This is a genomic window from Arthrobacter sp. B0316-1-20, assembly GCF_059091865.1.
In genome coordinates this window covers 141,167-161,225 of record NZ_JBNHHC010000015.1, presented here as the reverse complement: position 1 = coordinate 161,225, position 20,059 = coordinate 141,167, and the positions used below count along the sequence as shown (strand labels likewise).

At 66.7% G+C, this 20,059-nt stretch carries 19 protein-coding genes; 7 read left to right on the top strand and 12 right to left on the bottom strand.

All coding sequences use genetic code 11. The annotated features are described in order from the left end of the window. Positions 1-28 precede the first annotated feature (28 nt). Positions 29-1,213, top strand: a complete 1,185-nt coding sequence (locus tag AC5RW2_RS23720) for an MFS transporter (RefSeq protein ID WP_493961914.1) — start codon at positions 29-31, stop codon at positions 1,211-1,213. A 121-nt stretch (positions 1,214-1,334) separates the two neighbouring features. Here the strand turns inward: AC5RW2_RS23720 and AC5RW2_RS23715 are convergent, their stop codons facing one another. Together AC5RW2_RS23715 and AC5RW2_RS23710 are read right to left on the bottom strand one after the other, a co-directional pair. Then, a complete protein-coding gene (locus AC5RW2_RS23715) occupies positions 1,335-3,461 on the bottom strand; it encodes a 3-hydroxyacyl-CoA dehydrogenase NAD-binding domain-containing protein (RefSeq protein ID WP_493961915.1) in 2,127 nt (708 codons plus the stop codon). Continuing rightward, entirely contained in the window at positions 3,458-4,729 is a 1,272-nt protein-coding gene (locus AC5RW2_RS23710; protein ID WP_493961916.1) for a thiolase family protein, read from the bottom strand. Before AC5RW2_RS23710 ends, AC5RW2_RS23715 begins: the two co-directional genes overlap by 4 nt. A 136-nt stretch (positions 4,730-4,865) precedes the next feature. On the opposite strand from AC5RW2_RS23710, the gene AC5RW2_RS23705 reads away from it, so the two are divergent. The 5 genes from AC5RW2_RS23705 to AC5RW2_RS23685 all read left to right on the top strand — a co-directional run bounded on the left by AC5RW2_RS23705 (position 4,866) and on the right by AC5RW2_RS23685 (position 9,676). Continuing rightward, a complete protein-coding gene (locus AC5RW2_RS23705; protein ID WP_493961917.1) occupies positions 4,866-5,858 on the top strand; it encodes a DMT family transporter in 993 nt (330 codons plus the stop codon). A 158-nt stretch (positions 5,859-6,016) separates the two neighbouring features. After that, complete coding sequence (locus tag AC5RW2_RS23700; protein WP_494074690.1) at positions 6,017-6,454, top strand: TetR/AcrR family transcriptional regulator C-terminal domain-containing protein; 438 nt, start codon at positions 6,017-6,019, stop codon at positions 6,452-6,454. 339 nt (positions 6,455-6,793) lie between these two features. After that, positions 6,794-7,189, top strand: coding sequence for a hypothetical protein (locus AC5RW2_RS23695; RefSeq protein WP_493950302.1), 396 nt, complete (start codon positions 6,794-6,796; stop codon positions 7,187-7,189). Positions 7,190-7,397: 208 nt separating this feature from the next. Continuing rightward, the gene (locus tag AC5RW2_RS23690) at positions 7,398-7,916 is read left to right on the top strand and encodes a DUF2867 domain-containing protein (protein WP_493961918.1); all 519 of its coding nucleotides are present in this window, start codon (positions 7,398-7,400) and stop codon (positions 7,914-7,916) included. Positions 7,917-8,464: 548 nt separating this feature from the next. Then, positions 8,465-9,676 carry a mechanosensitive ion channel family protein gene (locus AC5RW2_RS23685; RefSeq protein ID WP_493961919.1) on the top strand — a complete coding sequence of 404 codons (1,212 nt, stop codon included), beginning with the start codon at positions 8,465-8,467 and terminating at the stop codon, positions 9,674-9,676. A 53-nt stretch (positions 9,677-9,729) separates the two neighbouring features. Here AC5RW2_RS23685 and AC5RW2_RS23680 read toward each other — a convergent pair whose 3' ends face one another. From AC5RW2_RS23680 to AC5RW2_RS23650, 7 genes are all read right to left on the bottom strand, one after another. Then, positions 9,730-11,217, bottom strand: coding sequence for an HRDC domain-containing protein (locus AC5RW2_RS23680; protein ID WP_493961920.1), 1,488 nt, complete (start codon positions 11,215-11,217; stop codon positions 9,730-9,732). Between the two features lie 118 nt (positions 11,218-11,335). Next, entirely contained in the window at positions 11,336-11,965 is a 630-nt protein-coding gene (locus AC5RW2_RS23675) for a DUF3000 domain-containing protein (protein ID WP_493961921.1), read from the bottom strand. Between the two features lie 82 nt (positions 11,966-12,047). Then, the gene (locus AC5RW2_RS23670) at positions 12,048-13,115 is read right to left on the bottom strand and encodes a threonine aldolase family protein (protein WP_493961922.1); all 1,068 of its coding nucleotides are present in this window, start codon (positions 13,113-13,115) and stop codon (positions 12,048-12,050) included. Positions 13,116-13,163: 48 nt separating this feature from the next. After that, positions 13,164-13,967 carry an SDR family NAD(P)-dependent oxidoreductase gene (locus tag AC5RW2_RS23665; protein ID WP_493961923.1) on the bottom strand — a complete coding sequence of 268 codons (804 nt, stop codon included), beginning with the start codon at positions 13,965-13,967 and terminating at the stop codon, positions 13,164-13,166. A 1-nt stretch (position 13,968) separates the two neighbouring features. Next, positions 13,969-15,348: a DUF6421 family protein gene (locus AC5RW2_RS23660; RefSeq protein WP_493961924.1), complete on the bottom strand. Its 1,380-nt coding sequence runs from the start codon at positions 15,346-15,348 to the stop codon at positions 13,969-13,971. Positions 15,349-15,575: 227 nt separating this feature from the next. Continuing rightward, entirely contained in the window at positions 15,576-16,007 is a 432-nt protein-coding gene (msrB, locus tag AC5RW2_RS23655; RefSeq protein WP_493950309.1) for a peptide-methionine (R)-S-oxide reductase MsrB, read from the bottom strand. Between the two features lie 14 nt (positions 16,008-16,021). After that, positions 16,022-16,525: a hypothetical protein gene (locus AC5RW2_RS23650; RefSeq protein ID WP_493961925.1), complete on the bottom strand. Its 504-nt coding sequence runs from the start codon at positions 16,523-16,525 to the stop codon at positions 16,022-16,024. Positions 16,526-16,623: 98 nt separating this feature from the next. Here AC5RW2_RS23650 and AC5RW2_RS23645 point away from each other — a divergent pair, with 98 nt between their 5' ends. Next, positions 16,624-17,898: an alpha/beta hydrolase family protein gene (locus AC5RW2_RS23645; RefSeq protein WP_493961926.1), complete on the top strand. Its 1,275-nt coding sequence runs from the start codon at positions 16,624-16,626 to the stop codon at positions 17,896-17,898. Here AC5RW2_RS23645 and ybaK read toward each other — a convergent pair whose 3' ends face one another. From ybaK to AC5RW2_RS23630, 3 genes are all read right to left on the bottom strand, one after another. Then, entirely contained in the window at positions 17,899-18,390 is a 492-nt protein-coding gene (ybaK, locus tag AC5RW2_RS23640) for a Cys-tRNA(Pro) deacylase (RefSeq protein WP_493961927.1), read from the bottom strand. A 2-nt stretch (positions 18,391-18,392) separates the two neighbouring features. Next, a complete protein-coding gene (locus tag AC5RW2_RS23635) occupies positions 18,393-18,860 on the bottom strand; it encodes a SufE family protein (protein ID WP_493961928.1) in 468 nt (155 codons plus the stop codon). Between the two features lie 66 nt (positions 18,861-18,926). Then, the gene (locus AC5RW2_RS23630) at positions 18,927-19,832 is read right to left on the bottom strand and encodes a sulfurtransferase (protein ID WP_493950314.1); all 906 of its coding nucleotides are present in this window, start codon (positions 19,830-19,832) and stop codon (positions 18,927-18,929) included. Positions 19,833-20,059 lie beyond the last annotated feature (227 nt).

Here is a 20,059-nt window from a genome sequence, read left to right as displayed (position 1 = left end):
CTCTTTCATCCAATCCGAAAGGACACTGATGTCCGTTACCCTGACTTCCGCGCGCCCTGCCGCTGGCACCGACCGGGGGATCTACACCTACATCGCCGTTTTCAGCGCCGTGCTGTACATGGTGCTTCTGATCGCGCCGGTGATCGCTGGCAAGCTGATCGAGCAATTCGGTCTGACGCCGACTGAACTGGGTATGTTGTTCTCCCTTGAACTGGGGGCGTTCAGCCTTGCCACAGTCCCGGCCTACCTGTGGCTTAACCGGCTGAACCTGAGGACCGTCACGTACGTCTGCACCGCCATCGCAATTACCGGCAACCTGGCCTCCGGGTTCGTGGACAGCTTCGCGCTGCTGGTAGTCCTTCGCGTGATCACGTCGCTGGCGGCCGGATCCATCACCGTCATCATCCTGACCCTCAGCGGAAAGACGGCCAACCCCAGCCGCGGGTTCGGCGTCTTTGTGGTGTTCCAACTGCTGATGGGTGCCGTGATCTTGTTCGCGTTCCCGGCTTTGTACGCAGACGCCGACGTATCCGCCATCTACTGGACGATGGCTGCCCTCACGGCCTGCTGCCTGCCCGTGGTGCGGATGGTCGACGGCGACATGCTGCGCCGACCACTAGCGGAAGCGAATATCCCGGCTGCGGAAAAGCATCCAGCTCGTGCGGGCTCGAAGGTCAAATTCGTGATCGGGCTCGCCGCCGTGCTGCTGTTCTACATCGGTCTTAGCGGTGTCTGGTCCTTCATGGCACAGATCTCGGGTGGTGCAGGCATCGATCTCTCGACGTCCAGCCTGGTGCTGGCCATTGCCACGATCCCGGGCATCGCGGCGCCGCTGGTGGCGACCTTCCTAGGGGACAGCCCCAAGCGCAAATGGTTCCTGCTCGCAGGGTACTTGGCGCTAGGCAGCAGCGTCGCGCTGCTGTTCGGAGCACCGGGACTCATCCGGTTCGCGATCGCCGCCCTGGTCTTCAAGTTCGCGTGGACGTTCATTCTTCCTTACCTGCTCGCGTCCCTGTCGGACATTGGCGGCAGCCATGTGATGAACTCGACCAACTTGATGATCGGTTCAGGCTTCGCCATCGGGCCGGTGGTCAGCGGCATGCTGATTGAGTCCTCCGGCGGCGGCTTCGGCGGCATGCTGCTCCTGGCCGTCATCGCGGTGCTGGTCTCCATGGGATGCGCCATGGCCATCCAGCGCCCGGCCCGCTCCTGACATCCACCGTCGGACGCACGTCGCCGTAGGAAGTCTCCCTGCCGACGGCCGCGTGCGCCCAGCGGCGCGCGCCGTCGTCGTCCTCACTTCAGAAGGACGACGGCGGCGCGTCGCGGCGGTCCTACCGGTTGGGGTGGAACTTCCGGCCGTTGATTCGTTCGGAGGCGCCGACGCGGTCCAGGTAGGGGGTGATGCCGCCCAGATGCAGCGGCCAGCCGGCGCCCATGATCATGCACAGGTCGATGTCCTCGGGTGCGGCGACCACGCCTTCGTCGAGCATGAGCCCGATTTCCTCGGCCAGGGCGTCCTGGGTGCGGCGGAGCAGTTGTTCGGAGGTGCTGGGGGAGTCACCGAATTCCAGCAGCGCGAGGGTGGCCTCGGGGATGACCTGCCGGCCGCTCTCGTCGGTCACCCACAAGGACTTGATGCCGTTGTCGATGAGCCGCTGCTGGTTGGCGGAGACGCGGAACCGGTCGCCGAACGCGGCGTGCAGCGACTCGGTGACGTGCTGGGCCACCGGGATGCCGACCATGGCCAGCAGGGTGAACGGGGTCATCGGCAGGCCCATGGGCTTCAGCGCGTTGTCGGCCACATCCGCGGGGGTGCCTTCGTCGAACGCCGTCGCCACTTCGCCCATCAGTCGCAGCAGGACGCGGTTCACCACAAAGGCTGCGGCATCCTGGACCAGCACGGTGGTCTTCTTGAGCGCCTTGCCCAGGACGAAGGCGGTGGAGAGGACTTCGTCGCTGGTCTTTGGCGCGCGCACGATTTCCAGCAGCGGCATCACGGCGACGGGGTTGAAGAAGTGGAAGCCGATCACCCGTTCGGGATGCAGCAGGTCCGCTGCCATCTCGGTGACGGAGAGCGAGGAGGTGTTGGTGGCCAGGATGCAGTTCTCGGAGACCACTGCTTCCACTTCGGCGAAGACCTGTTTCTTGACGGACAGTTCCTCGAACACCGCCTCGATCACGAAGTCGGCGTCTGCGAAGGCTTGCTTGGAGACCGAACCGGTGACCAAGGCCTTGGTGCGGTTGGCCGCATCGGGAGAGATGCGTTTTTTGGCCAGCAGCTTGTCCACTTCGGCATGGACGTAGCCCACGCCCTTGTCCACCCGGGCCTGGTCGATGTCCGTCATGACCACCGGCACCTTCAGTTGCCGGGCGAACAGCAGAGCCAATTGGCTGGCCATCAGGCCGGCGCCGACCACGCCCACCTTGGTGACCGGCCGGGCCAGCTGCGGGTCAGGCGCACCGGCCGGGCGCTTGGACCGCTTTTGCACCAGCCCCAGGAAGGCGTATACGGTGTCGCGGAAGTGCGGGGTCTGCATCAGCTCGGCCAGCGCTTCGACTTCCAGGTCGGCGGATTCTTGCTGGCTCCTGCCGCGGCCGGCTTCCATCACGTCCAGCACCTTGGCCGGCGCCGGCGCAGCGTTGGAGGTCTTGGCTTCGACGAATGCCCGCCCGGCGGCGATGGCCTGGTCCCAGTCAGTCTCGGTGGCGGCGGAGGTCTCGGCGCGGCGTCCGGCCACCTGGCGGCGGGCGTCGTCGTCGCTCAGGATCCTCGCGGCCCAGGCCAGCGACTGCTCCAGGAAATCGGCCGGCTCGAACAGCGCGTCCGTGATGCCCAGCCGGTAGGCAGCCGGGCCGTTGAGCATCTTGTTGTTGCTCAGCGGGTTCTCAATCATGACCTTGACCGCGTTGGCCGGGCCGATCAGCCGCGGCAGCCGGTAGACGCCGCCCCAGCCGGGGATTAGGCCCAGGAAGGCTTCCGGCAGCGAGATGCCGGTGGCGCCGGCGGAGACCGTGCGGTAGTCGGCGGCCAGCGCGATCTCCAGTCCGCCGCCCATCGCCGCACCGTTGATGAAGGCGAAGGTCGGCACGCCCATGGTCGCCAGCGTGGCGTAGACGTCGTGGCCCAGCCGGGCCATGGCCCGCCCGTCCTCGGGGTCGGTGAGCTTTCCCACGGAGCCCAGGTCTGCGCCGGCCACTAAGTAGTAGGGCTTGCCGGTGACGGCGACGGCGGAGATCGCGCCTGCCGCGGCCCGGGCCTTGAGCCCTTCGAGCGCCGTGCCCAGCTCCACCAGGGTGTTCGGCCCGAGGGTGGTGGGCTTGCGGTGGTCCAGGTCGTTGTCCAGGGTCAGCAGGGCAAGTGTCCCGGCCCCGGGCAGCTCCACGTCCCGAATATAGGAGTGGGTGACGGTCTCGTCCGGGAACTTGGCGGCCAAGGCGGTGAAATCGGCGGCGGTCATGCGTGGTCCTCTCCTGCGGATACTGCGGCGGTGGCGGGAACTGTTTGGCGGCCCGAGTACTCGGCGTGGTGCGGGTTTTCCCAGATCACGGTTCCGCCCATGCCCAACCCGATGCACATGGTGGTCAGCCCGTAACGAACCGACGGGTCGTCTTCGAACTGCCGGGCCAGCTGGGTCATCAGCCGCACCCCGGAGGCGGCCAGCGGATGCCCGACGGCGATGGCCCCGCCATAGCGGTTGACGCGTGGATCGTCGTCGGCAATGCCGTAGTGGTCCAAGAAGGAGAGGACCTGCACGGCAAAGGCTTCATTGATCTCGAACAGTCCGATGTCTGCGACGTCCAGCCCGGCCATCTTCAGCGCCTTCTCGGTGGCAGGGACCGGGCCAATGCCCATCACCTCGGGCTCCACCCCGGCGAAGGCGTAGGAGACCAGCCGCATCTTCACGGGCAAGCCCAACTCCTCGGCGGCTTCCGCGGATGCCAGCAGCGAGGCGGTGGCGCCGTCGTTCAGGCCGGCTGCATTGCCAGCGGTGACACGACCGTGCGGGCGGAACGGCGTGCGCAGCCCGGCCAGGTCCTCCAGGGTGGTGTCCGGTCGTGGCGGCTCGTCAGCGCTGTGCAGCGACCACCCTTCGCCCGGCTTCCGGCCGGCCACCGGCACCAGATCGAGCTGGATCTTGCCGTCTTGGTACGCCGCCGCGAGCTTGGCCTGGCTGGCCACGGCGTAGGCATCGGCGCGTTCCTTGGTGATGACGGGAAAGCGGTCGTGCAGGTTCTCCGCAGTGTTGCCCATGTTCAGTGCAGCAGGGTCCACCAAGCGCTCGCTGGCAAACCGGGGGTTCGGGTCCACGCCTTGGCCCATAGGGTGGTTCCCCATGTGTTCGACGCCGCCGGCCACCACCACGTCGTACGCGCCGAAGGCGATGCCGCCGGCCGTCGTCGTCACCGCGGTCATGGCGCCGGCGCACATGCGGTCGATGGCGAAGCCGGGCACCGAGCGGGGCAATCCGGCAAGCAACGCCGCGGTACGCCCAATGGTCAGCCCCTGGTCGCCGGTCTGAGTGGTGGCCGCGATGGCCACATCGTCGATGCGCTCCGGCGGCAGCGAGGGATTGCGGCGCAGCAGTTCACGGACGCATTTGACCACCAGATCGTCGGCGCGAGTGCCGGCGTGAATGCCCTTCTCACCCGCTTTACCGAACGGAGTGCGCACGCCGTCCACGAAGACGACATCACGCAGGGCGCGGGGCACGGACGTAGGGCTCACTGGAACCTCCATGAGATGCGGGACACAGTACCAGCCATATGTTACCCGCGGGTAACATGCGCAGCAAGCGGTGGCCGTCGCGCCGGTGAGAAGTGCCGTGTATAGGCTGGCCCTGTTGGCAACCCGACGAGGAGCAATGAATCTACAACAGCCGCCCCGGCGGGCACCGGCGCATCCCGGTGCGGTCTCCGGCGCGCTGCTGGTGCTGGCGGCTTCCGTGCTGTGGGGAACCACCGGGACGGCCGCCACGTTTGCGCCCGACGTCGGCCCGCTCACCATCGGCGCGGTGGCCATGGGGGTGGGCGGGCTGCTCCAGGCGTTGACCGCGGTGCGGCCGATGGAGCGCGCCCGTCTGCAGCTGCTGGGTCAGTGGAAACTGGTGCTGCTTGGTGCCCTGGCTGTAGCGGTGTATCCGTTGGCCTTTTACAGCTCGATGCATCTGGCCGGGGTTGCTGTGGGCACGGTGGTGAGCATCGGCTCGGCACCGTTGGCTTCTGCCCTGATTGAGCGCGCCTTCGACCGGCATAGGTTGAGTGTGCGCTGGGGCGGTGCCGCCTTGCTGGGGCTCTCCGGGACCGTACTGCTCTGTTTCGCTGCCGCGCGAGGCGGTGGCCATTCCGCAGGCGGTGCCGGGGACGCGGCAGGCGGCGGCACGTTGGCCGGGATCGGCTTGGGCCTGCTGGCGGGACTGACGTATGCGCTCTATTCCTGGGCGGCCCACCGGATCATCGGCGGCGGCGTGCAGGCCCGTGCCGCCATGGGAGCGATGTTCGGCGCCGGCGGACTGATGCTGATGCCGGTGCTGTTGGCCACGGGGGCGCCGCTGCTGGCATCCTGGAGCAACGCCGCCGTCGGTGCGTACATGGCTTTGGTGCCGATGTTCGCCGGCTACGTGTTGTTTGGGCTCGGACTGGCGCGGGTGCGCGCGAGCACAGCCACAACGCTGTCCCTGGCGGAGCCGGTGGTGGCTGCGGTGCTGGCGGTGTTGGTGGTGGGCGAACGGCTGCCGCTGCAGGGCTGGGGCGGGATCCTTCTGGTCATCGCCAGCCTGGTGGTGCTCACTATGCCCGGACGGCGGCTGCGGGTGACAGCGGATGATGGGACGCCGACCCGCATGAGCACCTCGTAGGCGGCTACTTTGGCGGATGTGGCGGCCGCGTCGCCGGCGACATACAGGAAGGGATCGACAAAACCCTCGGAGAAGCCTCCCGTGATGCCGACGACGAGGTAGAAGATGCCCGCGATCCGTGCCAGCCGCTTGGGTGAGGCCGGCGCGACCCCCGGTGGCTGCTCGGAAAATACTCCGTTTGCTGGGACCGTGCACTGTCGCTTCGCAATCTCCTCGCGCGCCACCGCTGGGCCATCGGCCTGATCGAGTCCCGCAGGCGTCCAGGACCGGCCAACCTGCGCCATCATGGCGCCGTCATTGGCAAGCTGGGCTCGGCCGGTTTCGACGTCGGGATGGTGGCCCACGCCTACTCCGTGCTGGACGGGTGCATTTACGGCTTTGCCCTGACGAGGATGAGCAACCCGTTCGAGACCACGGACGGGGTGGCGGCGATGGCCCAGGACATGTTCGAGCCGTTGCCGGCGAACGACTACCTCAACCTGGCAGAGTTCGTCTCGCACCATGTCATGCAGCCCGGCTACGACTACCGGGAGGAATTCGAATACGGGCTCGACCTGATCCTGAACGGAGTGGTACAGGCCCTCGCCGGACAGTGACCACTCGGCGCCCGGCCCGCCGAGACCCTTCCCCGAACCAGCGAAGCCATCGAGCAGACCATACTCAGCGGTGCGGCCATCAGCTCACCGTCCGGCCCTAACGCACCGGACCCCATCCGTCCTCTAGGACTGCCAGTGACGGCCGCTTACATCACGGAGTAAGGCCGCGACGTCGTCAGAAATCGTCAGAAACCGAGGAATCTGGGAAATGGAGCCAAGACACTGCGCCGATGCGGGAAACGGATGAGAAAACATGGGAGGGTGTTCCCGGCCGCACCGGCATCTTTAGGGGCAAATGCGTGCCAGAGCCGGGTTCGGGGGGATACAGGGGGAGCAGCAGTGGATACTGAATGGCATTTCACGGTCATGGTCGCGGCCGCCCTTGCAGAGTTTGTTCTGCTCCTGCGCCTGGTCCTGGGACGGGCTGCCTTTCGGCGCCGGCTGCGGGCTGTCATCGTCGTGTCGCTGATCGTCGTCGTTGCCGGCATGCTGATCGGAAAGTACGGACTGCTGTTCGGCCTGCCATGGTGGGTTTACTATCCTGTACCCGCGCTAGTGACGATCGTGTTACCGCCACTGGTGTTCAGAATGACGCGCAGACGCACCGTTCTGTACGTCGTCTTGGCCGCATTGTCGGCCCCGCTCATCCACGCGTTGTTTTCGTTCTTCCTGGGTTGGGACGAGTACATGCCGTTCCTTCCGGTGCCCAGTCTCGCCAGCCTGTTTCAAACGTGACAGGGACGCGCCGCGAGTGCTGGGTGGTTCTGCGTGCCCGCGCTGACCGCCGACCTACACACGGGCGCTGGCCGGAGGAAAGTAAACACTGGCTCGCTAGCCGTAGGGACAACATCCTGTTTGCGTTCTACCTGCCGCCTTCCCCGGTTCAGATCTGCTACTTTGCCTGGCAGTACCCACAGCGGCGCCCCCCATGAAAGGTGAACTCATGTACCCCGAACTTCAGCGATACTTGAAGTCAGCAGACCACGTGGACAGGGTGAGCGCCAAAACATCACTGTCTCTACGTGAGGGCATCAGCAACATCCTGTCGTGGCAACCGATCTGGCTAAAGGCGCTGTTCGTGGCTCGTGGCGGGCTGGCCCGCCTAATGCGCCTCGCACACCCATCCGGCCGTACGAACCGCGCACCTCGCCCTGCAGAGATCAGCCTCCGCCCCGGAGGCAGACTAGCCTTCTTCACGGTTTCCGCAAGCAAAGAAGACACCTACCTGGTGCTCACCGCCGAGGACACTCATCTAATCGCCCACCTCATCGTCGAGGTCGAGCCGACCGGAACCGAGCCCAAGAACAAGTTCCAAATCACTACCGTCGTCCATTACCGCCGTTGGACGGGACCGCTCTACTTCAACTTAATTCGGCCTTTTCACAACATCATCATGCGCCGCATGATCACTGCAGCACTGGTGCATTCCCCCGGTTTTCCCGAGATCTTCCCGAGCCGATAACAGTGAGTACGTCCGGACAGGTGTCTCGCCGCAGCATCACCAGATGGGCCGATTTCAAGTACTGCCACCGATCCAGCTAGGGGAGTCGCAGATCATTCAACTCCTTGCACAGCTCGACTGTGTCCAGCCGTGGGAGCTGTCGTCGCTCGACGGGGGTCACCGCCGCCGGGTGCCTCCTGCCTCCATGGATCGGTAAGTGCCCTTCCGGTTCGGTATGGACAATGTCGGTATCATCGTCGTCGATTCCGTGCTTAACCGAGTGCTCGCTGTGGCTGTACCCACCGTCGCTGCCATCTGTCAGAGAGCGTCGGACCCGGCGTCCTTTGCCTGATGGCCTCTCACCCGCCGGCAGCCCGGGGAGGTGCTGCGAACGTAGAACATTTCGCCGATCAAACATGCATTTAATACTTCACACAGCATCTGTACAGCGTTCGGGGCCCTGGGCAGGCGCGGCAGCAACTCCAAGCACTCCAGCACCGGTATCTGCCCGGGATTGTCGCGCAGCCCGATTGGACAGGCTGCGCGCCGGATCTGACACCATCGGAAATATGGATGATTTTCTTGACCTGATCCAACCGGCGACAGTAGTGCTGATCGCCGTCGCCGCAGCACTGGTGATCACGTCGCTGCTGCGGCTGGCAGTGAACCAGCTGTTCCGGCGCGTGCCGAACATCCGGAACGTCTCGGCCCGCGGGCGCAACCCCTTCCGGGTGGCACTGGCCGCCATCGGAATCCGGGCGGGCCTGCGTATCACCTCTGCCAATGAGCCGTGGTTCACCGCCGTGGAATTCGTCCTGATCGTGGTGCTCATAGCTGCGCTGGCCTGGTTCGCCGTCGTCGTACTCCTGGTCATTGAGGCGGCCATCCTGGCCAAGTACCGCACGGACACCAAGGACAACCGCCGGCTGCGCCGGCTTAAGACGCAGGTGATCCTGGGGCGCCGTGTGGCAGTGGCGCTGATCGTGACGATCGCGGTCGCGTGCGTGCTGCTGACCATTCCCCAGGTCCGGGCCCTCGGTGCCGGTATCCTGGCCTCCGCCGGCGTTCTCTCCGTGGTTGCCGGCCTCGCGGCGCAGAGCTCCCTGACCAATGTCTTTGCCGGCATGCAGCTGGCCTTCACGGATGCCATCCGGGTGGACGACGTCGTGGTGGTCGAGAACCAATGGGGCACGGTGGAGGAGATCACCATGACCTACGTGGTGGTCCACATCTGGGATGACCGGCGGCTGATCCTGCCCTCCACCTACTTCACCAGCACGCCCTTCGAGAACTGGACCCGCCGGACAGCCGCCCTGCTGGGAACAGTTGAGCTGGACGTGGACTGGCGGGTTCCCCTGGACGAGCTGCGCGAGCACCTCAAGACCGTGGTGGAGGGGACCGAGATCTGGGACGGACGCACCGCCATCCTGCAGGTCACCGACGCCGTCAACGCGCTGGTCCGCGTGCGCATTCTGGTCAGTGCCGAGGACAGCGGCACACTGTTCGACCTTCGCTGCCTCGTGCGGGAATCAATGGTTACCTTCCTGCAGCGTGAATACCCGCAGGCACTGCCCCGGCAGCGGTGGGAAGCCGTCGGTCCGGTGAACACCGGGGAGAGCCCCGACGCTCGCCGTCGTCCCGCGGCGGCGGCGAAGACCGATGCGGGCGACTCTCAGCTGTTCACCGGCTCGATCGACGCCATCGAGCGCAACCAGGCGTTCACCGGTCCCGGGGAGGAAGCCTACGAGGAACGCGAGCGAAAAGCGAACCAGGAAGGGTAGGCGCGCGCACGTTCGGGGCAGCTTTTGGCGGCCGCGTCGGCCAGTGCGCGGGGTCAGGCGGGGGAGCGCCGTTCACGCCGGCGTCGTCGGATGGAGCCGACAGCGGCACCGGCAGAGGTGGAAGCCCCTGCGGCACCGGCCGAGGCTGAAGCCCCGGCGGCACCGGCCGCGCTACCGGTGGAAGCCCGCCTCCGCACGGCGCTGCGGGCAACGCCGTCGTCAGTGTCTTGCGGTTTCTCTTCGCGTTCCTTCAATGCCAGGGGCTCCGGGTTGGCGTAGGCATCGGCCAGTAAGCCGGCGGTGAGTTTGCGTTGCCAGGGCCGGGCGCCCAGCTCTTCCAGGGCCGCGTCCACGGTCTGTTCCGTGATCGGCTCCGGCGGACGCCAAGCGGTGCGGCGCAGGTAGTCGGGAGTGAGCAGGTTCTCCACCGGCATGTCCAGCTGCTCGGCCAGGGTTGCCAACCGGGGCCGGACGGTTTGCAGCCGGGCCGCGGCGGCCGGGTCCTTGTCCGCCCAGGAGCGCGGCGGCGGGGGAGCGTTGGTGGGCAGGTGCAGCGGAGGCAGGTCGGTCTGGTTCCGCGCGGCGGCAATGCACCGCAGCCAGCGCGGGGCTTCGCGCTGGGCGGCCCGCCCGTGGAAGCCGTGGGTTTCCAGCAGCTGGGGAACGGTGGCGGGCATGGCTTTGGCGGCGGCGACCACGGCGGAGTCGGGAATCAGCCTGCCCGGTGCCACGTCGCGCTTGGCGGCCAAAGCCTCGCGTTCGTTCCAGAGTTCGCGCACGGCGGCCAGTTGCCGGCGGTCGCGGATCTGGTGCAGCCCGGAGGTGCGCCGCCAGGGGTCCACGCGCGGGGACGACGGCGGGGCGGTACGGACGGCCTCGAACTCTTCCAGCGCGTACTCGAGCTTGCCGGCGTCCTTCAGCTTGGCGATCAATGCCTCGCGGAGTTCGATGAGCACCTCGACGTCGAGGGCTGCATACCGAAGCCAGGGCTCGGGCAAGGGGCGCGTGGACCAGTCGGCGGCGGAATGCTCCTTGGCCAGGGTGAAGCCGAGCAGGGATTCGATCACCGCAGCCAAGCCCACGCGGGGCATCCCGGCGAGCCGGGCGGCAAGTTCGGTGTCGAAAAGTTTGTCCGGCCACATGCCGAGTTCGGACAGGCAGGGCAGGTCCTGGGTCGCGGCGTGCAGGATCCATTCGACGCCGCGCAGTGAGTCGTTGAGCAGCCTCAGGTCGTCGAACGGCTCGGGGTCGATCAGCCAGGTGCCGGCGCCTTCGCGCCGCAGCTGAACCAGGAACGCGCGCTGACCATAGCGGAAGCCGGAGGCCCGCTCAGCATCGATGGCGACCGGCCCGGTGCCCGCTGCCAGGGCGTCGGCGGCCCGCTGCAGTCCGGATTCGGTGGCGATGACCAAAGGTACGCCTTCGCGCGGCGCATCGAGGTGGATCAGCTGGGAAGCCTGCTCCTGTGGTTCTGCGGCGTCGTTGGAAGTGCTCAGGTCTGGGCCGTCGTGCCCGGACGCGTCCGAAGTCAAGGAGCTCATGATCCGTTCAGTTTAGGCCAGCAGTAAGCGGAGGGCCGAATATATGTTGCCGGGAACGTTCGTGTTGCCGACCGGGCCGCGTTTTTGGACCGGCTCAGCGGTTCGCTCACGCGCTTCGCTAGTTCCGGCGGCGGTTCGGCAGCGCCGTCACACCGTCAGGCAGCGGCGGCAGGCCGGCGTAGGTGCAGACCATGTCGCTCCAAGCCTCCAGATGGGAGCGGATGTCGGCGGAGGCCGGCGTCCAGGAAGCTCGCAGTTCGATGTCGATTGAGTCCTGCCGGCCGCTGAGCGTGCCGTAGCTTTCGGACAGGATGCGGGTGGCGGTTCCTCCGGCGTTGCGATACGGGGCGCCGTGGTTTTCCAAGGCTTCCACCAGCCAGTCCCACGCGACCGAGCCGAGCATGGTGTCGTTCCCCATCTCCGCGTCCAGTTCGGCCCGAATATAGGTGACAATCCGGAAGGTGCCGTCCCAGACCGGTGAGCCTTCCGGGTCGTGCAGCAGGATGAACCGCCCGGTGGCCAGTTCCTGCGCGTCGGCGGTCTGCAGTGGGGTAACCACGGTTTCGTGCAGTGGCCTGGGGCCGGGCTGGCCGATCACCTCGGCGCCGAGGGCCACGGCGAACGGGGCCAACCGCGAGGGAGCCGGGATTTCCTCCAGCTTCAGTTCGTTCCGGCACTGCGCTTGGCGCAAGGCCGACAGTGCCCGCAGGAACTCTGGCGGCACTGCTGAGAGATCTATCGCACTCACAATGCCAGATTAGGCCTGCCGCCGCAGGACGTCAGGCAGGCGCGCCGGAAAGTTCGGGGGAACGGGAACAACCGGAACCTGGCTAGGAAAGCTCGCTCCGGATGGCCGCCGCGAACGCATCGATGTCCTCTTCGGTGGTGTCGAAGGAGCACATCCAGCGGACCTCGCCGCGCGATTCATCCCAGTCGTAGAAGCGGAACTTCTGCCGCAGCCGGTCGGCCACGCCGGGCGGCAGCGTGGCAAACACTGCGTTGGACTGGGTGGGCTGGGTCAGCGACAGCCCGGTGGTGCCGTCGACGGCGGCGCGCAGCCGGGCGGCCATGACGTTGGCGTGGGACGCCGAACGCAGCCACAGGTCGCCGTCGAACAGGGCGATGAACTGGGCCGAGATGAACCGCATCTTTGAGGCCAACTGCATGTTCATCTTGCGCAGGTAGGGCAGGCCGTGGGCCGCGTCAGGATTCAGCACCACCACGCATTCGCCGTAGAGCAGGCCGTTCTTGGTGCCGCCGAGCGAGAGGATGTCCACGCCGGCGTCGGTGGTAAAGCTGCGCAGGTCCGTGCCCAGCGCGGCGGCCGCATTGGAGAGCCGCGCCCCGTCCATGTGCAGCTTCATGCCGCGCTCGTGCACATGGTCGGCAATCGCGCGGATTTCCTCGATGCTGTACAGCGTGCCCAGTTCGGTGCTCTGCGTGATGGACACTGCCAGCGGCTGGGCGCGGTGTTCGTCGCCCCAGCCCCAGGCCTCCCGGTCGATTAGCTCGGTGGTGAGCTTGCCGTCCTCGGTCGGCACGGACAAGAGTTTGATCCCGCCGACGCGTTCGGGCGCGCCGTTCTCATCCACATTGATATGGGCGGTGGAAGCACAAATGACGGCGCCCCAGCGCGGCAGCAGCGACTGCAGCGACAGGACGTTCGCGCCGGTGCCGTTGAACACCGGGAACGCCTGGGCGGACTCGCCGAAGTGCCCGGCGATGACCTGCTGCAGCCGGGCGGTGTACGCATCCTCGCCGTACGCGACCTGGTGCCCGGTGTTGGCATGGGCCAGCGCCGTCAGGATTTCCGGGTGGACGCCGGAGTAGTTGTCGGAGGCAAAGCCGCGCAGGTCGGTGTCGTGCAGGGAACCGGAGAGCAGGGGGGAATCAGTCACGTGTTTCAGTATTCCTTAATCAGTGGGTGCCGTCACAGCGGGTGCGCGTCAGGCCAGCCGGATGTGGGCTCCGTTGAGCAGGCCGGCGTCCAGGACGAACAGTCCGGCTGCGGCACGGCCCAGGTCTGCTACGTCGGTGAAGCCGGGGAACGACTTCGCCGGATCGGCCCGGCGCATGGAATCATCCACCAGCGCTTTGACCGCCAGGACGACGGCGGCGGAGCGCTGGGGGACGGGCCCCTCCTTACGCCCGGACTGGGCTCGGCGGAAGCCGTCGGCCGCGGAGAGCATCCAGCTCTCCGCGGCCGCCTTGGCGGCGGCGTAGTTGGCGCCGGAGGCGGTAGGGGATTCGGTTGCGGTGGCCGAGACAATGGCCACCCGACCGGATCGGGACCCCTCGAGCTGGGGGTAAAAGGCGCGTGTGGTGTTCCGCAGCGTGGTGATCAGCTGCGCGTGCAGGAAGTCCCAGTCTTCGTCCGACTGGCCGGTCAGTCCTTTGCCGCCGCGCCAGCCGCCGACCAGATGGATCAGGCCGTCGGTGCCGCCGTGCTGCGCGGCGATCGAGTCGGCCAGCCCTTCGACCGCCGCGCGGTCGGCGAGGTTGCACTCGAAGGAGGCAACGGCGTCGTTCTTCCCGTAGGCGGCGGTGAGCCGGTCCCTGTTGCTGCCCACCGCCAGCACCGTGGCGCCGGCGCCGGTCAGGGCGGCGGTGACGGCCTGGCCCGACGCGCCGGAGGCTCCCGCCACCATGACCTTCAGGCCGGCCAGCCCGCCGGGTCCCGGCGCGGCGCCGAGCAGTTGGTCGGCGCCGACGGGCGCCGCGCCGGTGTTGGACTGCGGGCCGCCGGCCATCTCAGGCCGCCTCTGACGTGATCCCGGAGGTGGACTCGATCACCGGCTTCATCTTCCGGGACAACGCCTCGTAGAACATGGACAGCGGGAACTCGTCGTCCATCACCTGGTCGGTCACCTCGCGCGGCAGGCCGGTCAGCGGGAGGGCGTCGGGGCCCTTGGCCCAGACCGAGGCCGGATGCGGGGTCAGCGTCTTGGTCAGCATCTCGTAAGCGGCCAGCCAGTGCGCCACCTTGGGCCGGTCGATGGAACGCCAGTAAAGCTCCTCGATCTCGTGGCCAAGGGCCACCACGGCATCCGCCACGTTGTCCCAGTCGATGGAGAGCTTGCCATCGGTCCAGTGCAGCACCCGGTGCTGATGGAGCCAGGCGAACAGCAGCTGGCCGCCCAGGCCGTCGTAGTTGCGCACCCGGTTGCCGGTGATGGCGAAGCGGAAGATCCGGTCGAAGATCACCGCGTACTGCACCAGTCGGGCGTGCCTGCGGACCTCGTCGGAGGTCTTGCTGTCGTGGGACAGGCGCACGGATTCGCGGAAGGCCGTCAGGTCGCAGCGCAGTTCCTCGAGCGAGTAAAGGAAGTACGGCATCCGCTGCTTGATCATGAACGGATCGAACGGCAGGTCGCCGCGCATGTGCGTGCGGTCGTGGATCAGGTCCCACATCACAAAGGTTTCCTGCGTCAGCTGCTGGTCATCCAGCAGCGCGGCGGCTTCCTCCGGCAGCTGGAGCGAGGTGATCTCGGCGGCGGCGCGGACCACGGTGCGGAAGCGTGCTGCCTCGCGGTCGGCGAAAATGGCGCCCCAGGTGAAGGCCGGTGTTTCGCGCACGGCCACGGTCTCCGGGAAGAGCACGGCGGAGTTGGTGTCATAGCCGGCGGTGAAGTCCAGGAAGCGGATGGGCACGAACAGTTTGTTGGAGTAGGCGCCGGCCTCCAGCTCGCCGATGAAGTCCGGCCAGATGACTTCGATCAGCACGGCTTCGACCAGTCGGTCGCTGCTGCCGTTCTGCGTGTACATCGGAAAGACCACCAGGTGCTGCAGCCCGTTGATCCGGTGCTGCTGCGGCTGGAACGCCAGCAACGAGTCGAGGAAGTCCGGAACGCCGAAGCCGCCGTCGCGCCAGCGGCGGAAGTCCGCGGCCAGCTTGTCCAAGTACTCGGCGTCGTGTTCGAACAGCGGCGCCAGCTTCCCGATGGCTTCGATGATGGCGTCCGTGTGCCGGGCTGCCGCCGGCTTATTGCCGTCTTCCGGCACCGAGCCGTCGTGGACCTGAAGCCCGCGCAGTTCGGTGGCCGCCGCTTTCAAGCGCAGCCAGGCGGGGTGCTGGGCCGGGTTTTCCTGCAATGGGCTGGGGGAAGTGGAGCGCATGGTGGTGATGGTCATCGTTGCCTCGCCTTTCCGTCGGCCGGGCAGGTCCCGGCGATGTCTGAAGTATTCAGTGAGCGTAGCAACGCAACAGCCACACTTATTTCAAAACAGGCGACAGGTAAGCAATTGTAATGCTCAGCTCTCCGGACGGGCGGACATGACAAAGCCCGGCTCGTGCTGGCCGGGCTTGATCACGGCCGGGAACGGCGAAGCGTCACCGGCGCAGCAGTGAGGAGAAGGAACTACGTGGGCTCTTCTGCGCCCTTCAAAGTCAGGGACACCGAGTTGATGCAGTAGCGCTGGTCCGTGGGGGTCCCGTAGCCTTCGCCCTCGAACACATGGCCCAGATGCGAATTGCAGTTGGCGCAGCGCACCTCAATGCGCACCATGCCCATGGTCGAGTCCCGCAGGTAGCGGACCGTTCCCTCGGCCAGCGGCGCCCAGAAGGACGGCCAGCCGCAATGCGAATCGAACTTCTCCTTGCTGGTGAACAGCTCGGCTCCGCAGGCGCGGCAGCTGTAGACACCTTCTACATGGCTGTCCCAGTACTTGCCGGTGTACGGACGCTCGGTGCCGGCCTCGCGGAGCACATGGTATTCCTCCGGGCTCAGCTCGCGCCGCCATTCGTCGTCGCTCTTGGTCACCGGGAATTGTCCGGTTTCTGTGTTGCTCATATTCTCTCCAACGCTCACGAGTCGCCAATGTATCCCGAGCCCGAGTACAGGTGCAGCACGGGGATGCCCAGCTTCTCCTGCGCACGGTTGGCCCAGTCGGTGTGGAAGGTATCCGAAATGGCATGCGGCCGGGTGATGACCACCGCCCGGTCCGCCGCGTGTGCGCCGACGTACGCCACCAAGGCGGACACGCCGTCGTCCTCCACAATGTCCACCGTGGCCTTGAAGCCGCCTTCTTCCAGCAGTTTCACCGACAGCCGCTTGGCCTCGGCGGCCTCCAGCCGCGCCTCGTCCGGATCCGGCTGGCCCTGGGCCAGTTCGCGGAATGCTGTGCCGACCTCCAGCATGCTCAAACGTTCGAGGAAATCCAGCAGCAAATTCCGCTTGGTGTCCTCCGGAATCAGCACCCGGAAGATTGTTTGTTCGGCGACGGTCTGCTCACCGGCCAGCCAAGCCAGATTCTGCAGGTCGGATTCGTTCAGCGGTTCCTCGGTCAGCACCACGATGGTTTCCGTCATGGGGCCAGCCTAATCAGCAGCTCAATCGCTCACAACAATGCGGCACGCCGACGGCCTGCCGGTTAGCGGTCCACGGCAGCACCGGCGAGAATGGAGCCATGGCAGTGTTCGAACGTTCTCCCCGGTCCGGGAACTTTTCCGCCGGCAACGGCAACGGCAGCGGCAACGGCACCGGCACCCTGCCCAGGGCGCGCTGGCTGTTGCTGGGGGCAGTGGCGGGAGCCACGGCGGGATCCGTCCTGGCCGGCGCGACGTCCGGCCTGGCCTCCTACTTTGCCCGCCAAGTGCTGACTCCGGTCCGCGAGCATGTCCAGGATCTGGAGATCCTGGCCGTCGTCGGGACCTGGCCGGAGCAGGAGATCATCCTGCCAGCCACCTTGGACACCACCGCGCCGGGCGTCTACAGCGTCTATTTCGACGGCGGACGCGGCGTGGCGCGGGTGGGGGAAGTGACGTCGTACTCGCCGCGGGAAGGCACCGTCCAGCGCACGGTCGAGCAGGTGTACTCCGGCGACCTCGCCGCCGCCACGCGCGGCTGGTGGGGCGGTGCCGCCTACCCCGACCCGGCCGCCGTCGGGTTGGCCAATGAGGAAGTGCAGATTGAGGTGGATGGCGGCACCGCTCCCGCGTGGCTGGTCCGCGCCGAGTCGGAGGCCGCCACCTGGGCCATCATGGTGCACGGCCGCGGAGCATCCCGGGCGGAAGGCGTGCGCGCCGTGCGGGCAATCCGTGAACTAGGGCTGACGTCGCTGCTGATTTCCTACCGGAACGACGGCGAAGCCCCCTCCGCGCCGGACCGCCGCTATGGGCTGGGCATGACGGAATGGCGCGACGTCGAGGCGGCAATCCGGTTTGCGCTCGCGAACGGCGCGCAGGATGTTGTCCTGGTGGGCTGGTCAATGGGCGGGGCGATCAGCCTGCAGGCCGCCGACCAGTCGCTTTACCGAAGCCGGATCCGGGCGCTGGTGCTGGACGCTCCGGTGATTGACTGGACCGATGTGCTGGCGCACCAGGCAAGGCTGAACCGGATTCCGGACGCCGTGGGGCAGTTCTCGCAGTGGCTGATCTCGAACAAGGCAGGGCGGCTGCTGACCGGCCTGGCCGCCCCGCTGGATTTGAAGATGATGAACTGGGTGGCCCGGGCCGACGAACTACAGGTGCCGACGCTGATTGTGCATAGCGAGAACGACGACTTCGTGCCGTACGGGCCGTCCGCCGCACTGGCGGAGAAGAACCCGCTGGTCACCTTCGAGCGATTCAGCGGGGCCGGACACACCCGGGAATGGAACGTAGACCCGGAACGCTGGGAGCGCGTGGTCACGTCCTTCCTGCGCCGCGTGCTCAATTCGGCGGGCCAACACAGACGGATGTGACTAGCTGGACTTGATCGGCGCGACGGCGGCCTGCGTCAGCGCGACCAGGTCGCCCGGCGCGATTTCGATGTCCAAGCCGCGGCGTCCGCCGGAGACCAGGATGGTGGCGAAGTCCGGCGCGGTGGAATCCAACACCGTGGGGCTGGCCTGCTTCTGCCCGAGCGGTGAGATGCCGCCCAGCACATACCCGGTGCGCCGCTGCGCCAGCTGCGGATCGGCCATGGCAGCCCGCTTGCCGCCCAAGGCGGCAGCGAATTTCTTCAGGTCCAGGCTGGCACTGACCGGCACGATGGCGACCGCCAGCGATCCGTCCAGCGTGGCCATCAGTGTCTTAAACACCCGGGCCGGATCCATGCCCAGCGCCTCGGCAGCTTCCAAACCGAAACTGGACGCCGACGGGTCGTGGGCATAACTATGCAGCAGATGCGGAACCCCCACCCGCTGCAACAGCGTGGTGGCGGGGGTTCCGGCGGATGGTTTGTGCTTGGCCATGCTTAGGCCGAGGCGGCGCGCAACTGCCGGGCCTCGGAGATCAGGCGCTTGATCCGGAACAGCATGGCGGACATGCCACGGATCCGCAGCGGCGTGATCGCGCGGGTCAGGCCAAGGTGCTCGGCGATGTCGTCCGGTACAGCCAGGATCTGCTGCGCCGGAAGCCCATTCAGCCCCTCGTGCAGCACGGAGGCGAAGCCGCGGGTGGTCGGAGCTTCCGGCGGGGCAGAGAAATAGATCTGCACGTCCTGGTCCGGGTCGTCGCCCAGTTCCAGCGTGAGGAAGAGCGGTGACTGGCACTCCACCACCTGCTCCAGCAGTTCCGGATGCCCGGCGAAGCGTTCCGGAAGCTCCGGCAGTTCGCGGGAGAATTCCAGCAGCAGCTGCAGCCGTTCGGCCTCGGTGATCGCCTGGAAATCGTCAATAATCTCGGCCAGCGGTGCGGGGATGGTCTGGGGCGACACAGTCATACTTTGCGCTCTCTAGGGGAGGATCGGGTCTGTCAGCGTTAACGTTCAGCGCCGGACGGCTATTCCTTAGCGGACGGCGGCGGGAAGCTGGCCGGGCTGGTCGCCCTTGGCGATCGGCACCCGCACCGCGTTGCCCCATTCGGTCCAGGAGCCGTCGTAGTTCCGGACCGTGTCGAAGCCGAGCAGGTGCTTGAGCACGAACCAGGTGTGGCTGGAGCGTTCGCCGATCCGGCAGTACGCCACCACATCGTCGCCCGGCTTCAGGCCGGCATCGCCCAGGTAGATGGCTTCGAGCTCGTCGCGCGAACGGAAGGTGCCGTCCTCGGCCGCGGCGCGCCCCCACGGGACGGACGCCGCGGTCGGGATATGCCCGCCGCGCAGCGCGCCCTCCTCCGGGTAGGCCGGCATGGTGGTGCGCAGGCCGGAGTATTCCTCGGGGGAGCGGACGTCCACCAGCGGCTTGCCGAAGTGGTCCAGCACATCGTTCAAAAAGGCCCGAATCGGTGCGTCGTTACGTTCGACGACAGGGTATTCCACCGGTGCGGGCTGCGGCACCTCGGTGGTGAGTTCGCGGCCTTCAGCTATCCACTTGTCGCGGCCGCCATCCAGCAAGCGCACGTCCTCGTGGCCGAACAGGGTAAAGACCCAGAGGGCATAGGCTGCCCACCAGTTGCTCTTGTCTCCGTACAGCACCACGGTGGTATCGCGGCTGATGCCCTTGGAGCCGAGGAGCGCGGCGAAACCTTCCCCATCAACATAGTCGCGGGTGTCGGGATCATTCAGGTCGGTGTGCCAGTCGATTTTGACCGCTGATGGGATGTGCCCGGTTTCATACAGCAGGATGTCTTCGTCGGACTCCACGACCACCAGCCCGTCGGTGCCCAGGTGGTCCGCCAACCACTGCGTGGAGACCAAACGGTCGGGGTTGGCATAGGCGGCGAACTTCTCGTTCTGCTCAGCGGCAATGGGCATGGCAGGACCTTTCCGTAGCGTGCAGGGGCCGTGCAAAACGGCGCGGGACTTCTGTTTAGCCTAACCACCACGGCGGGCAAAAGCTTCCGGGCGTTCACTCCGCGCCACATTCGCCGGCAGGACAATGCGGAATCCGCCGCCGGCGTGGCGAATCCGGCGTCAACTGCCGCCAATTGGCGCAGGTAGCGTATCGTTTTGCTGGCGGCATTCCGTCCGCCATGTCTCCA